The following is a 15,143-nucleotide window of genomic DNA, read 5'->3' on the forward strand; positions in this document are numbered from 1 at the left end:
GCGATGTCGAGTCCTTCGTCGTGGTGCGGTCAGCGGTTGCGCTTGCGCGACTTCCGCTGCGCCTTGGCCTTCTGGCGCGCCTTGTTCTTGGCGTTGTTCTGGCGGACCCTCTCGTTCTCGCTCAGCGCCAACGGGTCGTCGTCCTCCTCGTCGCGGGTCTCGACCTCGACGCCACTGCCACCGGCCACGTCGTCGGGTCCGCTGTAGGTGAGCTGCTGCGGGACGTTGTCCTCGAGACCCTTGGCGGACACCTCGACGTCGCCGTCCTGCTCCGGCTCGACCTGGACGTCGACGTTGAAGAGGAAGCCGACCGACTCCTCCTTGATCGCCTCCATCATCACCGTGAAGAACTCGTGGCCCTCGCGCTGGTACTCGACGAGGGGATCGCGCTGGCTGTAGGCGCGCAGTCCGATGCCCTCGCGCAGGTAGTCCATCTCGTAGAGGTGCTCGCGCCACTTGCGATCCACCACCGAGAGGACCACACGACGCTCGAGCTCGCGCGTGACCTCCGAGCCGAGCTCCTTCTCGCGGGCCTCGTACGCCGTCCGCGCGTCGGTCGTGATCGACTCGACGAGGATGTCGCGGGTCAGACCCGAGCGGCCACCGTGCTCGTCCTCGAGGCCGGCGATGGTCACCGAGATCGGGAACAGCGTCTTGAGAGCCGTCCACAGCGCCTCGAGGTCCCACTCGTCGGGGAACCCCTGCGTCGCGCCGTTGACGTAGCCGGCGATGGTGTCCGTGATCATCTCGCGGACCCAGTCGCTGAGATCCGCGCCCTCGAGCACGCGACGACGCTCGGCGTAGATGACCTCACGCTGACGGTTCATCACGTCGTCGTACTTGAGGATGTTCTTGCGTGTCTCGAAGTTCTGGCCCTCGACCTGCGACTGTGCCGACGCGATGGCGTTGGTGACGCGCTTGTTCTCGATCGGGACGTCGTCGGGGACCTTCATCGTGGTGAGGATGAAGTCGACCCAGTCGGCCTTGAACAGACGCATCAGGTCGTCCTGGAGCGACAGGTAGAAGCGGGTCGACCCCGGGTCTCCCTGGCGACCCGAACGACCGCGCAGCTGGTTGTCGATGCGCCGGGACTCGTGCCGCTCGGTGCCGATGACCGCCAGACCGCCGAGCGAGACGACCTCGTCGTGGTCCTCCTGGACCTGCTTCTCGACCTCGGCGAGGGTGTCGGGCCAGGCCGCCTCGTACTCCTCGGGCGTCTCGACCGGGTCGAGGCCCTTGGCCCGCAGCGCCTGGTCGGCGAGGAACTCCACCGAACCGCCGAGCATGATGTCGGTGCCTCGACCGGCCATGTTGGTCGCGACCGTGACCGCACCCTTGTGACCGGCGACCGCGACGACCGACGCCTCACGCTCGTGCTGCTTGGCGTTGAGGACCTTGTGCGCGATGCCGCGCTTCTTGAGCATCGAGGACAGCCGCTCGGACTTCTCGACGCTCGTCGTGCCGACGAGGATCGGCTGACCGATCTCGTGGCGCTCGGCGATGTCGTCGACGACCGCGTCGAACTTGGCGTCCTCGGTGCGGTAGACCAGGTCACGCTCGTCGACACGGGCGATCGGCTTGTTGGTCGGGATCGGGACGACTCCGAGCTTGTAGATCTTGTCGAACTCAGACGCCTCGGTCATCGCCGTGCCGGTCATGCCGGAGAGCTTCTCGTAGAGGCGGAAGTAGTTCTGCAGGGTGATCGTCGCGAGGGTCTGGTATTCCTCGCGGATCCTCACGTTCTCCTTGGCCTCGATCGCCTGGTGGAGTCCCTCGTTGTAGCGACGACCCTCCAGGATGCGACCGGTGTGCTCGTCGACGATGAGCACCTCGCCGTCCATCACGACGTAGTCCTTGTCGCGCTTGAACAGCTCCTTGGCCTTGATCGCGTTGTTGAGGAACGAGATCAGCGGCGTGTTGACGGCGTCGTACAGGTTGTCGATGCCGAGGTAGTCCTCGACCTTGGTGATCGACGGCTCGAGCACGGAGACCGTGCGCTTCTTCTCGTCGACCTCGTAGTCGACGTCACGCTCCATCGGGGCGACGATCGACGAGAACTCGCCGTACCACTTGACCTCGTCCTGGGTGGGACCGGAGATGATCAGCGGGGTCCGCGCCTCGTCGATGAGGATCGAGTCGACCTCGTCGACGATCGCGAAGCTGTGCCCGCGCTGGACGCACTCGTCGATCGAGTCGGCCATGTTGTCGCGGAGGTAGTCGAAGCCCAGCTCGTTGTTGGTCGCGTAGGTGATGTCGGCCGCATACGCGACGCGCCGCTGCGCCGGCGTCATCGACGGCAGGATCACGTCGGTGGTCAGACCGAGGAAGTTGTAGACGCGACCCATCCACTCGGCGTGGTACTTCGCGAGGTAGTCGTTGACCGTGACGACGTGCACGCCCTTGCCCGACAGCGCGTTGAGATAGCTGGGAAGGGTGGCGACGAGGGTCTTGCCCTCACCGGTCTTCATCTCCGCGATGTTGCCCAGGTGAAGGGCGGCGCCGCCCATGATCTGGACGTCGAAGTGACGCTGGCCGAGGACGCGGCTCGCGGCCTCGCGCACGGTCGCGAACGCCTCAGGCATGAGGTCGTCGAGAGACTCCCCGCCGGCCAGGCGCTCCTTGAACTCGTCGGTCATCGCACGGAGCTCGTCGTCGCTCATCGCGACGAAGTCGTCCTCGAGGGCGTTGACCTGCTTGACGATGGCCTGCAGCTGGCGAAGGATCTTGCCCTCGCCCATGCGCAGGATCTTGTCGATCACCTTGGGCACGGAATCGCACTCCTGAGAACTTGCTCGCCGAGCCGTCGACGGGGGCCCGGACAGAGCGGCCACCGACAGCAGAACCTCGACCATCCTAGGCGACAGGAGGCGCCAACCGTAACCGTGTCGGAGATCGCCGTCACACCGCGGCAGGTTCGACGCCGCCGCTGCCGGGCACCGCCCGGTCGACGACCCCTGCCAGGACCCCGGCCAGATCCCCCTTCGGCTCCACCTCGACCGTGTCGAGACCGAGCCAGCCCGCCGCCGACCACAGCTGCTCGGCCAGCGCTGCCGCCACCCGGTCACGCGGCGCGCCGGGCTCAGCCCAGGCCGACCGGACGAGCAGACGTCCCGTGGCCCGGTCCGCCTTGAGGTCGACCCGGGCGACGATCGCGTCGTCGAGGAGGAACGGCAGGACGTAGTAGCCGTGCACCCGCTTGTGCGCGGGCACGTAGATCTCGATCCGGTAGCGGAACCCGAAGAGGTCCTCCGTGCGGGCACGCTCCCAGACCAGCGGGTCGAACGGGCTCAGCAGAGCAGCGGCACGAATCGAGCGGGGGGTGGTCGCGGCGGTGTGCCGGTACGCCGGTCGCCGCCAGCCCTGGACCGTGACCGGCTCCAGCGTGCCCTCCTCGACGAGCTCGTGGACCGCCGTGCGGGTCTCGGCCACACCCATCCGGTAGTAGTCGCGCAGGCTCGCCTCCGTCGCCACCCCCGACGACGCGGCCGCTCTGCGCAACAGTGCGCGGGCCGCCTCGGCGGGATCGGGCTCAGGCAGGTCCAGGACCGCCCGCGGAAGGACCCGCTCGGGCAGGTCGTAGACCCGCTCGAAGGCGGTGTTGCGTCGAGCGACCGTCAGCTCGCCGGCCAGGAAGAGGTATTCGAGGGCGTACTTGGTCTCCGACCAGTTCCACCCCCAGTTGTCCCGGCTCCGCTGGGTGGCCGGGTCGAGGTCGCGCGCCGTGACGGCACCGCGCGTCGCGACCTCCCGCAGCAGGTCGTCCGCGATCTCCGGCCGGCCCTTGTCTCCACCCCAGGCGTGGCCGCGGTCGCGATAGCGGCGCATCCGGTGCTGCATCGTCGGCCAGAGCTCGACCGGCATGTACGCCGCGACGTGCGCCCAGTACTCGACGAGGCGGCGTGGACGCTTCTCCGCCGCGCGGTGCAGGAGCGTGGTGTCGTACGGACCGAGCCGGCTGAAGAGGGGCAGGTAGTGGGCGCGCTGAAGCACGTTGACCGAGTCGATCTGGAGAACTCCGGTCCGCACGAGCGCGCGGTCGAGCGTCCGCATCGTCACTCGGTTGTGCGGCCGGTCGGTGAACCCCTGCGCAGCCAGGACCGTACGGCGAGCGGTCGCTGCCGACATCTCCTCCGGCCGGCTCACGGCGGATCGAGCAGGCGCTCCCGGACCGCGTAGGTCGCCGCCTCGACGCGCGACCTGAGCTGGAGCTTCTCGAGGATGTTGCGGACGTGGTTCTTGACGGTGTTCTCGCTGATGAAGAGCGCGCGACCGATCTCGCGGTTGTTGTGTCCGAGCGCGACGAGGCGCAGGACCTCGAGCTCGCGGTCGCTCAGCCTGGTGCCTCGCGGCTCCGGCTCGCCGCGCGTCGCCAGCTGCCGGAACTCCTCCAGCAGGCGGGTCGCGACCTGCGGACTGATGAGCGACTGACCGGAGGCGACCCGCCGGACGGCATCACTGACCTGGTCGACCGAGGAGTCCTTGAGCAGGTAGCCCGACGCACCGTTGCGGATGGAGCCGAGCAGGTCGCTCTCCTCGTCGCTGGCCGTGAGCATCACGATGCGGGCCGACGGGGCCGCCTCTTTGATCGCGGCGGCCGCCTCGGGACCGTTCATCCCGGGCATCCGGACGTCCAGCAGGACCACGTCCGGTGGGCTTGCGGTCGCCTGAGCGACGGCGGAGGGCCCGTCCTGGGCCTCCTCCACCTCGAGCCCTGGGTCTGCCTCGAGAACCATCCGGAGACCGCGCCGGAACAGTTCTTGGTCGTCGACCAGGAGGACCCGGATCGACTCGACATGATCGGCTGCGGAGCTCATCGCAGCCGATCATGCCACGAGCCAGGTCAGCTCACCGCGGTGTCCAGCGTGTCGGCGTCGGTCTCCGGGTCGATGTGGATCACGCCGTAGTCGTAGCCGTGGCGCCGGTAGACGACGCTCGGCTGACCGGAGTCCTTCTCCACGAACAGGTAGAAGTCGTGGCCGACCATCTCCATCTCGTAGAGAGCCTGGTCGAGAGTCATGGGGCTCGCACGGTGCGTCTTCTCGCGGACGACGAGCGGCCCCTCTCCGCGGACCTCGACGGGACCTGCGTAGCGGACGGCGTCGATCGGCTCCTCCTCGTCGGCCGGCGAGTCCTGCGCCGTTGTCGAGGCGAACTCGGCGACGGACATCGGGGTCCGGCTGCCACGGTGGACGCGCTTGCGGTCCTGGGCCTTCCTCACCTGGGCCTCGAGCTTGTCGACAGCCTTGTCGAGTGCCGCGAGAGGCTCGTCGGCGCAGGCCTCGGCGCGGATGGCCGGCCCACGGCTGCGCAGCGTGATCTCGACACGCTCGCAGCGCCCGCTCTGGCGAGGGTTGTATTCCTTGGTCAGCTCGACGTCGACGCGCTGAATCTTCTTGCGCTGGTCGTACTTCTCGATGCGAGGTATCTTCTCGTCGACGTAGTCACGAAAACGCTGGGTGATCTCACAGTTTCGACCCTTCACGACAACTTCCACGAGGCCTCCTCGGGTCAGCGTCGGCCACCGCTGACGGTGCCGACGCGGGGCGGGGGTGGTTCACATATCTCGACCGTAGACCGCCGCGTCGCATTTCTCCACCGAAGCGGCGAACGCGGTCACGGGTCACCCTAGGGGACGTTGCGAAGGACGACGAAGACGGCGCGTAGCCGCCAGGGTCGCCACTGCGACGGGCCGTGACCCGGCCGCCGTGAGCGCGCGGACCGCCTCACCGACACTGGCCCCGGTCGTCACCACGTCGTCGGTGACGACCACCGCCGCCCCACCCACCACCGGCCGTCGTACGCGGTAGGCACCGGCCAGATTCGCGGCGCGCTCGGCCGCGCCGAGCCCTGCCTGATCGGCGATCCTGCCGACCCGCAGGACCGGATCGGCGCGGGCGCGGACCCCCTGTCGCCTCAAGGCCGACGCGGTCGCACGGGCGAGCTGCGCTCCCGCGTCGAACCCACGTGCGCGCACCGCCTGACGCCGCGACGGCACCGGGACCAGGACGACCGACCAGGTCTGGCGCCTCCCGAGTGCGAACCCGCGCTCCTCGGCGACCCCGAGCGCGAGGAGGACCGCCACCGCCAGGAGGGCCCCCAACGGACGTGCGAGAGCCGTCCGCGGCTCTTCCTTGTAGGCGTGCAGCAGCTCGACGACGACGCCCTCGTAGGCGGTGAGCGACACCGGGACCACCAAGGAGGGCCGCAGCAGTGCGAGCGGGACGGGGTCGGGCGCACGGATGCCGGGTCGGCCACCGACCGCTCGACGGCACCGCTCGCAGAGCACCAGGCCGGGCAGACCACATCCGGCACACCTCACTCCGAGCACCAGGTCGGCCGCCGCCCTCAGGAGTTCGCGCACGTCGTCAGGGTGCTGGCCCGGAGGCCGGCAGGGCCGCGACCCTCGGACGTCCTGGGGACGATCGAGCAACGCGCGGGCCTGGGGACGACCGAGCGCCGCGGGCGGCACGAGGGCTCAGCCGGCGAAGCCTGCCGAACCCACCGGGTCGCTCCCGGGCTGCTGCCACCGGCCGTCGTTGTTCTGCGTCCACAGCATGCCTCGCGCGTCGAGCACGTAGAGCGGCGCCGAGACCAGGCCCGGCGCGAGGACCTGACGGGCACCGTCCTGCGGCAGCAGACCGACGCGGACCGCTCCGGTAGCCGCACTCGAGGAGTCGATCGCGACGAGGGTCACCTGTGGCGCCCGCTGGGCAGCGCGTGCGAGGAGCGCCAGGGACGTGCTCGAGCGCCAGGCAGCCGAGATCGGGACACCGGACTCAGCCGGAACAGGGATCTCTCTGACGTCGACCAGGGCCACCACCGTCTCGGACTCGGGCTCGTAGCGGACCGCACCGACGTACACCCCGTCACGCCCGGCGACGCGCGCCGTCGCGACGAATCGTGCGCCGTCCGGCGACAGCTCGAACCCGGTCACCCGGCCCCCGGCCAACGGCCCGAGACCAACGATGCGAGCGCGCTCGCCGGGCCGTCCCACGGTCAAGGTGGACCCGCGCCGCGTCCGGTCGAGGGTCCACAGCCGACCGGCGGCGTCCCAGCTCGGCCGCAGCAGGTCGGAGCCCTGACGGACGACGACGGGTTTCGGCTCACCGGTCAACGGCGAGACCCGGACCACCTTCCGCCCGTCGGTCACGAGGGCGATGCGGTCGCGGTCGACAGAGACGCGGAAGTCGTCGGACTCCACCGGGTCGCTCCCCCACACTCCCCCGAACGGACTCGTGCGGGTCCGGTCGACGACGCGGAGCCGGCCGTCGACCATCGCGAACAGCTCCGTCGACCGGTCCGCCGCTGGGTCGTACTCGGTCCAGGCATCCACCGCCTGGCGTCGTGGCGTACCCGGCAGTGCCACGGCCCGCTCACCGACGACGATCTCGACGGCTGTGACCGCGGGGATCTGCCGCAGGCTCCAGACGAGCTGGGCCGAGAGACGCTCGCGGTCCTTGAGCGGGACCTCGGCGGGCGAGCCGTCGAACCGGATGACGGCGACGCCCGCGTCGTCGATCTCGACCTGGCGTGCCAGCACCCAGCTCTCGGGCAGGAACGAACGCGCCTGGCCACCGACGGCACCCCGAGGCCCCTTGAGGACCGAGGAGACGAGATACGTCGGGAGGTTCTCGTCGTCGGGCAGGTGCACCGGCTCCGCCACGAGCTGGCTCCCCGCGGCGTCGAAGAAGTAGCTGTTGAACGAGTCGTAGTAGTCCTCGAAGAAGTCCTGCTTGATCATCGCGCCCTGCGGAGGGTCGGCGATCCGCCACTGGTCCTCTTCCTTCACCAGCGTGAGGTCCAGGTGCTGCTCGCGCGACGTCGGCACGGTGAACCGCCCCTGGTCGGAGAGGACCGCCTCGCGCACGAGGTCGACGCCGACGCTCTCGCCGCCGGTGCGGGTCTCCGGCAGCGACACCGACGTCTGCGAGTACACCGTCACGGAGTCTCGGGGACGCCAGTCGTCCGACGCCCCCTCGGTGAGGAACCGGCGGGCGATGTCGTAGCGCACCGGCGAAGCCATCATCGCCTGGAGGAAGCCGTTGACGACGTCATTGGGAGTTGCGCCGTCGACCGGCCCCGCGGGACGGAAGCGGGCGGGGGATGCCTGCTCGGGTCGACCGTCCTCGACCGAGCGGACGGCCCCGCTGTCCGGGATCGACACGCATCCGCTCAGGACGGTCGCGAGCGCGACGAGCGCCACGAACGTACGGCCGGCCGCGCGCCGCGACGGCCCCTGTGCTGTCGAGACCTTCATCGGACACCTCCCGTCCGGCGACGCGTGTCAGGACCGCTGGTGGTCGGCACGAGTGGCAGCGGGGACCGTTGCGGGTCGTCGCCCGCCTGCTTCGGCAGCGTGAGCCGGAACTGCGCCCCGAGCCCCGGCTCGCCCCACGCCTGCAGCCAACCCCCGTGGAGGACGGCGTCCTCCAGAGCGATCGCGAGCCCGAGGCCGGTCCCTCCGCGGCTGCGCTCGCGGGCCGGGTCGGCGCGCCAGAACCGGTTGAACACCAGCTGCGACTGGCCGGGCTCCAGCCCGACGCCGTAGTCGCGCACGGCGATCGCCGCGCTGGTGGGGCCGTGGGCGACGATCAGCTCCACGCGGTCCGAGCCCGAGTAGTGGATCGCGTTCGCGACGAGGTTGCGGACGATCCGTTCGATACGCCGCACGTCGGCCTCGACCACGGCCGGACCGTCGCGGTTGACGACGCTCAGCTCGACACCGTGCCGCTCGGCGAGCGGGCGGTAGTGGACGCACACTCCCTCGACGAGCTCCACCAGATCGACCGCGTCGACCTCGAGCCGCGCGGCGCCGGCGTCGAAGCGGCTGATCTCCAGCAGATCCGCGAGCAGGGACTCGAAGCGGTCGAGCTCTGCCTGGAGCAGCTCGGCGGAGCGCTGGGACGCTGGATCGTAGTGCTCGCGGTTGTCGTAGAGGAGATCCGCAGCCATCCGGACGGTCGCGATGGGCGTACGGAGCTCGTGCGAGACGTCGGAGACAAAACGGTGCTGCAACCGCGACAGCTCCTCCAGCTGCCGGATCTGCCGTTGGAGGCTCTCAGCCATCCGGTTGAACGAGAACGACAGGCGGGCGATGTCATCCTCGCCACGCACCACCATCCGCTCCTCGAGCCGGCCGTCGGCCAACCGCTCGGCGATCCGGCGCGCCAGCCGCACAGGCGTGACGACCTGCCGCGTCACCAGCCACGCGACCCCGGAGGACAGCAGGACCAGCGCCAGCCCTGCGTACAGCAGCGAGTTGCGCACCAGCGCCAGCGTCCGAGCCTGGTCTGCCATCGGGAAGGCGTAGTACAACGCGTAGGACTGGGTGCCGTCGGGCATCCGGAGCACGTCACCCACGAGGATGGCCGCCGACTCCTCGTCGCTGCCGTCGACCTGCATGCGGCTGAAGGTGTACGCGACACCGTCACCGGCCGCGACCGAGCGCGCCAGGTCGTCGGGGATGCTCTGCGACGCGATGCCCGACGACGAGACGACGGCGGCGTCGGCGTTGCCCGTCCCGTCGAGCGGACCCTCGAGCAGGACCTGGTAGGACGGCGGCGAGCCCGACCGCGACGCCAGGTCGGTGACGAGGGTGCGCAGCACGTCGGTCTCGGCCGAGGCGTCGGAGATCGCGCTCACGTCGAGCGTCTGCTGGGCGGCGCTGAACCCGGCGCGGGCCTCCGAGAGCGCGACGTTGCGCCGCGCCTCGACCATGCCGTCGGCGACACCTTGGAGCATGAGCCAGCCGACGCCGCCGATGACCAGCGCGCTGATCATCATCGTCGTGATGACGACCCGGGCCTGGATGGACCGTCGCCACAGCGACACCGCGGGCAACAACGCGTTGCGCACCCGCAGCAGCCCTCGACGCAGCCACCTCGGCGCCCGTCGCGCCATGGCCGTCAGGAGCTCCCGGCCTTGTAGCCGACCCCGCGGACCGTGACGACGACCGTCGGGTTGTCGGGATCGGGCTCGACCTTCGAGCGCAGTCGTTGGACGTGCACGTTGACGAGCCTGGTGTCGGCCGCGTGCCGGTAGCCCCACACCCGCTCCAGGAGCACCTCACGGGTGAAGACCTGCCGCGGGCTGCGTGCCAGGCAGACCAGCAGGTCGAACTCCAGCGGGGTGAGCGACAGCTCCTGGGAACCCCGACGGACCACGTGACCGCGGACGTCGATCTCCAGGTCACCGACGGCAAGAACCTCGGGGTCGGGCTGGTGGTGGACCCGGGTCCGCGCGCGGACCCGGGCGACGAGCTCCTTGGGCTTGAACGGCTTCACCACGTAGTCGTCGGCACCCGATTCGAGCCCGAGGACGACGTCGACGGTGTCGCTCTTGGCCGTGAGCATGACGATCGGCACACCAGACTCGGCCCGGATCACCTTGGCGACGTCGATGCCGTTCATGCCCGGCAGCATGACGTCGAGCAGCACCAGGTCCGGCTGGTAGCTGTGGAACACCTCGACGGCGGCGGTGCCCGTGGAGGCCACCGCCGTGTCGAAGCCCTCCGCGCGCAGCACGATCGTCAACATCTCCGCCAACGCACGGTCGTCGTCGACCACGAGGATCTTGCCGCCGTACCGGGCAGGGGCCGGTTGGTCGTCATTGACCACCGGCTCCCTGACAGCGCCGTTGCCGTCCACGTGTGTCTCCTCCGCCGAAGGCTCAGTAGCGATAGTGGTCGGACTTGTAGGGTCCGCTCACAGGGACGCCGAGATAGCTCGCCTGGTCCTCGCTGAGCTCGGTGAGCTCCACGCCCAGCGCATCGAGGTGCAGACGCGCGACCTCCTCGTCGAGGTGCTTCGGCAGCGTGTAGACACCCACCGGGTACTCCTCGTTCTTGGTGAAGAGCTCGATCTGCGCCAGCACCTGGTTGGTGAACGAGTTGGACATGACGAACGACGGGTGACCCGTCGCGTTGCCGAGGTTGAGCAGGCGCCCCTCGCTCAGCACGATCACGGTGCTGCCGCTCGGCACCGTCCACAGGTCGACCTGCGGCTTGACGTTCTTGTGCTTCACCCCGGGCGTCGCCGCCAGCCCGGCCATGTCGATCTCGTTGTCGAAGTGGCCGATGTTGCCGAGGATCGCCTGGTGCTTCATGCGACCGATCTGCTCGGCGGTCACGACGTCCTTGTTGCCGGTCGCGGTGATGACGATGTCGGCGTGCTCGATCACCGAGTCCAGGCGCGCGACCTGGTAGCCGTCCATCGCCGCCTGCAGCGCGCAGATGGGGTCGATCTCGGTCACGATGACGCGCGCACCCTGGCCACGCAGCGAGTCGGCGCAGCCCTTGCCGACGTCGCCGTAGCCGCAGACGACCGCGACCTTGCCGCCGATGAGCACGTCGGTCGCACGGTTGATGCCGTCGATGAGCGAGTGGCGGCAGCCGTACTTGTTGTCGAACTTCGACTTGGTGACCGAGTCGTTGACGTTGATCGCCGGGAAGAGGAGCGTGCCCTCCTTGAAGCGCTCGTACAGCCGCAGCACCCCCGTCGTCGTCTCCTCGGTGACGCCCTGGACGCTGTTGCCGATACGGGTCCAGCGCTGCGGGTCGGACTCCATGCTGCGACCGAGGACCCGAAGGACCTCCTTGAGCTCGGCGTTGTCGGTGGTGTCCGGGGACGGCACCTCGCCGGCCTTCTCGTACTCCACGCCGAGGTGCAGCAGGAGGGTCGCGTCGCCGCCGTCGTCGAGGATCATGTTGGGGGTCTCGTCACCGGGCCAGACGAGCATCTGCTCGGCGAGGTCCCAGTACTCGGCGAGGGTCTCGCCCTTCCAGGCGAACACCGGGACGCCCTGCGGGTCGTCGACCGTGCCGCTCCGACCGACGACGACCGCGGCAGCGGCCTCGTCCTGCGTCGAGAAGATGTTGCAGCTGGCCCAGCGCACGTCGGCGCCGAGATCGACGAGGGTCTCGATGAGGACGGCGGTCTGCACCGTCATGTGCAGCGACCCCGCGATGCGGGCCCCTGCGAGCGGCTTGCTGTCGCCGTAGCGCGCCCGCATCGCCATGAGGCCGGGCATCTCGTGCTCTGCAAGGGTGATCTCCGTGCGGCCGCGGTCGGCCAGGGTCAGATCAGCAACCGAAAAGTCCATTCCTCCATCGTAGCCAGGCTGGTGAAGCATCCGGGCCACCGTGTCGATGTGCCGGGTCACCGATCTCCGCAGGCTACGACGCCCCGCCGCCGCTCATCGTCCGAGACCGACCGCGAGGTACGCCGCCGCGTAGCCGCCGATTGCCACCAGCGAGGCGTACCGCGCCACCTCCCCGCCCCCGACCGACGCCACCTCGTCGTGCCGCACCCCTTGGCTCTGCGCCGCACCCAGGACGCGGCCCCGGTCGACCCGCACCGTCGGCGCGTCGACCTGGTCGTCGAGCAGCACGAGGTACGGGGAGGCGTCTTCGACCGCGTCCTCGAAGGGGTCGGCGAACACGTCCCGGCGCGGGCTGGCCTGCAGCACCGCGACCAGGTCGTCGGCCTCCGCCGCGAGGGCCGGGCGCGCGGAGACCCGACGCAGCCCCTCCGCCCACCGGCGCGCGGCCCGTGCCGCGAGGACGCTGCCGCCCCACACCAGCGGGACCGTGTCACCGAGCCCTGACGCGAGCTGCTTGGCCCGGTTGGAACCGAGGTCGTGGAACGGCGAGCACTCGACCGCCACCGTGTCGAGCGCCGCTGCCACCTCGTCGGCGTCGACGGCCGGGGCGAGCCCGAGCGCAGCGAGGGCCTGGAGAGCCACGACCGACGACGTCAGCCCGTCGGAGGTCGCGGTCGGCAGCAGGGTCGTCCAGCGAGAGGCGCCGACCTCGGCGAGCGGAGAGGTCGCCGCGGTGACGAGCAGCATCGGGCACCCCCGGCGTACGGCCTCGGCGGCCGTCGAGTGGGCCGCCTGACCGTCGGGAGCACCCAGCGCGACGACCAGGTCGAGGTTGCCTGCCCATCCGGGCAGGCCGGGCCCGGGCCAGGCGACGAACGGCACGGGGCACACGGGCTCGAGCACGGCGCGCAGCAGGCGGGCGGCCGGGCCTGCGGCGACGACCGCCCGAGGACGCTGGTCGTCGTCGTGCGCGAGCGACGCGACGACCTCCGCCGCGGTGTGGGTGTCCATCCTGACCCGCGCGCCGGACTGGGCCAGCTCACGCAGGACCGGGTCGGCGCGCGTCAGGGCGCCTTCGTCGTCCAGCAGCGCGTCGTCGAACACGGCTCGTCCGATGCCTGTGTCAGTCGGCCAGGCTGCGGGCCTCGCCGACGAGCATCACCGGGATGTCGTCGCGGACCGGATAGGCGAGCCGGCACAGGTGGCAGACCAGCTCGTCGCGGTCCACGTCCACGGCGAGCGTGGCGCGGCACTGGGGGCAGACGAGGATGTCGAGCAGCGCGGGGTCGAGGTTCATGGGGTCTCCTCCTGGTGGATGAGCGTGAGGACGTTGTCACGGACGCGGGCCAGCGTGGCCTCGTCGTCGGCCTCGACGTTGAGCCGCAGCAGCGGCTCGGTCTGCGAGCTGCGGAGGTTGAACCACCAGGTGTCCGCGGTGACGGTGAGGCCGTCGAGGCGGTCCTGGTCGTACTCGGCGTACGCCGCCGCCACGCGGGCCGTCACCGCCGCGGCATCGGCGACGCGATTGTTGATCTCTCCCGAGGACGGGTAGCGCTCGTACTGCGCGACGACGTCGGACAACGGGCACCCGGCAGCGTTCATCGCCGCCATCACGTGCAGCGCGGCGAGCATGCCGGAGTCGGCGAGGGAGAAGTCGCGGAAGTAGTAGTGCCCGGAGTGCTCGCCGCCGAAGACGGCGCCGGTGCGCGCCATCTCCGCCTTGATCAAGGAGTGACCCACCGGGGTACGGACAGGGGTGCCGCCGCTCTCGAGGATCACCTCCCGCACCGCTCGCGAGGTGATGACGTTGTGGAGGACCGTCTCGCCGGGGTGGGTCGCGAGCTCGCGGGCGGCGATCAACGCGGTCACCGCCGACGGGGACACCAGCTCGCCGCGCTCGTCGACGACGAAGCAGCGGTCGGCATCGCCGTCGAAGGCCAGACCCACATCGGCACCCTGCTCGCGCACCGCCCGCTGGAGGTCGACCAGGTTGGCCGGGTCGAGCGGGTCGGCGGGGTGGTTGGGGAAGGTGCCGTCCAGGTCCATGTAGAGGCCGTGGAGCTCGACGTCGAGGCGCGCGAAGACGGCGGGGACGATGAGTCCGCCCATCCCGTTGGCGGCGTCGACGACGACCTTGAGCGGCCGCGGCCCGGCGGGCACCGAGACCAGCTCGGTGACCCGCAGCGCGTAGGCGGTCAGGGCATCGCGCGCCACGACCGAACCCCGCGCCACGACGGGGTCGACGCCCTTGACGGCGCGCTCGGCGATGGCGGACAGGCCGGTGTCGCGACCGATCGGCCGAGCGCCGGCGCGGCAGAGCTTGAGCCCGTTGTCGCCGCTCGGGTTGTGGCTGGCGGTGACCATGATCCCCGGCAGCTCCCACGCCCCGGACGCGTAGTAGAGCATGTCGGTGGACGCGAGCCCAATCGTGACCACGTCGGCACCGGTGCTCGTGACGCCTTCGGCGAGGGCGTCTGCCAGCTCGGGCGAGGTGACGCGCATGTCGTGGCCGATGACGACCGAGCCTGCAGCCCCGTCGTCCCCGGGGGCGGCGCCGGTCTCGACGGCGAAGGCAGCGCCGAGCGCCCTCGCCACGTCGGCGTCGAGCACCTCCGGAGACGCGCCGCGCACGTCGTACGACTTCACGAGGACAGAGAGGCGCGCGGCAAGAGTGTCAGGGGTCATCATCAGTCCTGTGGTCCCAGGACGCGGAGGTGCCCGCGTCGTGTCGTTTCGGTGGGGCCGGCGACCGGCGGCGGCGCCTGGGCCGCCTCGCGCACGGCGTCGGCGAGCGCCTCGAGGTCGTCCGGTGAGGGCGCCTGGACGGCGAGGTCGATCTCGAGCCTGAGAACCTCCCAGCCCTTGGGCGCCGACAGGCGCTCGGCGTGGTTCTCGCACAGGTCGTAGCTGTGCGGCTCGGCGTAGACGGCCAACGGACCCAGCACGGCGGTCTTGTCGGCGTACACGTACGTCAGCGTCGCCACGGCGGGTCGCACGCACGCGGGGCGGGTGCATCGACGCAGGGGGCTCACCCCGCGAGGGTA

The 15,143-nt window shown here is 70.3% G+C and carries 13 protein-coding genes; all 13 read right to left on the reverse strand.

Annotation, left to right across the window (positions count from 1 at the left end):
• Positions 1-29: 29 nt before the first annotated feature.
• Entirely contained in the window at positions 30-2,756 is a 2,727-nt protein-coding gene (gene secA / locus KV100_RS05520; RefSeq protein WP_220342519.1) for a preprotein translocase subunit SecA, read from the reverse strand.
• Positions 2,757-2,898: 142 nt separating this feature from the next.
• Positions 2,899-4,143, reverse strand: a complete 1,245-nt coding sequence (locus tag KV100_RS05525; RefSeq protein WP_308291353.1) for a DNA glycosylase AlkZ-like family protein — start codon at positions 4,141-4,143, stop codon at positions 2,899-2,901.
• Positions 4,140-4,814 (reverse strand): response regulator transcription factor, encoded by a 675-nt coding sequence (locus KV100_RS05530; RefSeq protein ID WP_220341871.1) that lies wholly within the window; start codon positions 4,812-4,814, stop codon positions 4,140-4,142. Before KV100_RS05530 ends, KV100_RS05525 begins: the two co-directional genes overlap by 4 nt.
• 26 nt (positions 4,815-4,840) lie before the next feature.
• The gene (gene hpf / locus KV100_RS05535) at positions 4,841-5,494 is read right to left on the reverse strand and encodes a ribosome hibernation-promoting factor, HPF/YfiA family (RefSeq protein ID WP_220341872.1); all 654 of its coding nucleotides are present in this window, start codon (positions 5,492-5,494) and stop codon (positions 4,841-4,843) included.
• A 126-nt stretch (positions 5,495-5,620) separates the two neighbouring features.
• Entirely contained in the window at positions 5,621-6,361 is a 741-nt protein-coding gene (locus KV100_RS05540) for a ComF family protein (RefSeq protein WP_220341873.1), read from the reverse strand.
• Between the two features lie 114 nt (positions 6,362-6,475).
• The gene (locus KV100_RS05545) at positions 6,476-8,257 is read right to left on the reverse strand and encodes an LpqB family beta-propeller domain-containing protein (RefSeq protein ID WP_220341874.1); all 1,782 of its coding nucleotides are present in this window, start codon (positions 8,255-8,257) and stop codon (positions 6,476-6,478) included.
• Positions 8,254-9,900 (reverse strand): MtrAB system histidine kinase MtrB, encoded by a 1,647-nt coding sequence (gene mtrB / locus KV100_RS05550; RefSeq protein WP_220341875.1) that lies wholly within the window; start codon positions 9,898-9,900, stop codon positions 8,254-8,256. Before mtrB ends, KV100_RS05545 begins: the two co-directional genes overlap by 4 nt.
• 5 nt (positions 9,901-9,905) lie before the next feature.
• On the reverse strand, positions 9,906-10,616 hold the full coding sequence (gene mtrA, locus KV100_RS05555) for an MtrAB system response regulator MtrA (RefSeq protein WP_308291394.1): 711 nt from the start codon (positions 10,614-10,616) through the stop codon (positions 9,906-9,908).
• A 52-nt stretch (positions 10,617-10,668) separates the two neighbouring features.
• Positions 10,669-12,099, reverse strand: coding sequence for an adenosylhomocysteinase (gene ahcY, locus KV100_RS05560; protein ID WP_220341876.1), 1,431 nt, complete (start codon positions 12,097-12,099; stop codon positions 10,669-10,671).
• Positions 12,100-12,192: 93 nt separating this feature from the next.
• Positions 12,193-13,203, reverse strand: coding sequence for an SIS domain-containing protein (locus KV100_RS05565; RefSeq protein ID WP_220341877.1), 1,011 nt, complete (start codon positions 13,201-13,203; stop codon positions 12,193-12,195).
• A 19-nt stretch (positions 13,204-13,222) separates the two neighbouring features.
• Positions 13,223-13,396, reverse strand: coding sequence for a Trm112 family protein (locus KV100_RS05570; protein ID WP_220341878.1), 174 nt, complete (start codon positions 13,394-13,396; stop codon positions 13,223-13,225).
• On the reverse strand, positions 13,393-14,784 hold the full coding sequence (locus KV100_RS05575; protein WP_220341879.1) for a phosphomannomutase/phosphoglucomutase: 1,392 nt from the start codon (positions 14,782-14,784) through the stop codon (positions 13,393-13,395). The genes KV100_RS05570 and KV100_RS05575 overlap by 4 nt, the downstream gene beginning before the upstream one ends.
• Positions 14,785-14,786: 2 nt before the next feature.
• Positions 14,787-15,131, reverse strand: coding sequence for a DUF3499 domain-containing protein (locus tag KV100_RS05580; protein ID WP_220341880.1), 345 nt, complete (start codon positions 15,129-15,131; stop codon positions 14,787-14,789).
• Between the last annotated feature and the right edge of the window lie 12 nt (positions 15,132-15,143).

This window comes from Mumia sp. zg.B21, from assembly GCF_019550855.1.
In the GTDB taxonomy this organism is placed as follows: domain Bacteria; phylum Actinomycetota; class Actinomycetes; order Propionibacteriales; family Nocardioidaceae; genus Mumia.

Coding starts and splice junctions, on each gene's coding strand:
- ahcY (WP_220341876.1), bottom strand. CDS start 12,099: ATGGACTTTTCGGTTGCTGATCTGACCCTGGCCGACCGCGGCCGCACG.
- KV100_RS05570 (WP_220341878.1), bottom strand. CDS start 13,396: ATGAACCTCGACCCCGCGCTGCTCGACATCCTCGTCTGCCCCCAGTGC.
- mtrB (WP_220341875.1), bottom strand. CDS start 9,900: ATGGCGCGACGGGCGCCGAGGTGGCTGCGTCGAGGGCTGCTGCGGGTG.
- KV100_RS05575 (WP_220341879.1), bottom strand. CDS start 14,784: ATGACCCCTGACACTCTTGCCGCGCGCCTCTCTGTCCTCGTGAAGTCG.
- KV100_RS05545 (WP_220341874.1), bottom strand. CDS start 8,257: ATGAAGGTCTCGACAGCACAGGGGCCGTCGCGGCGCGCGGCCGGCCGT.
- KV100_RS05530 (WP_220341871.1), bottom strand. CDS start 4,814: ATGAGCTCCGCAGCCGATCATGTCGAGTCGATCCGGGTCCTCCTGGTC.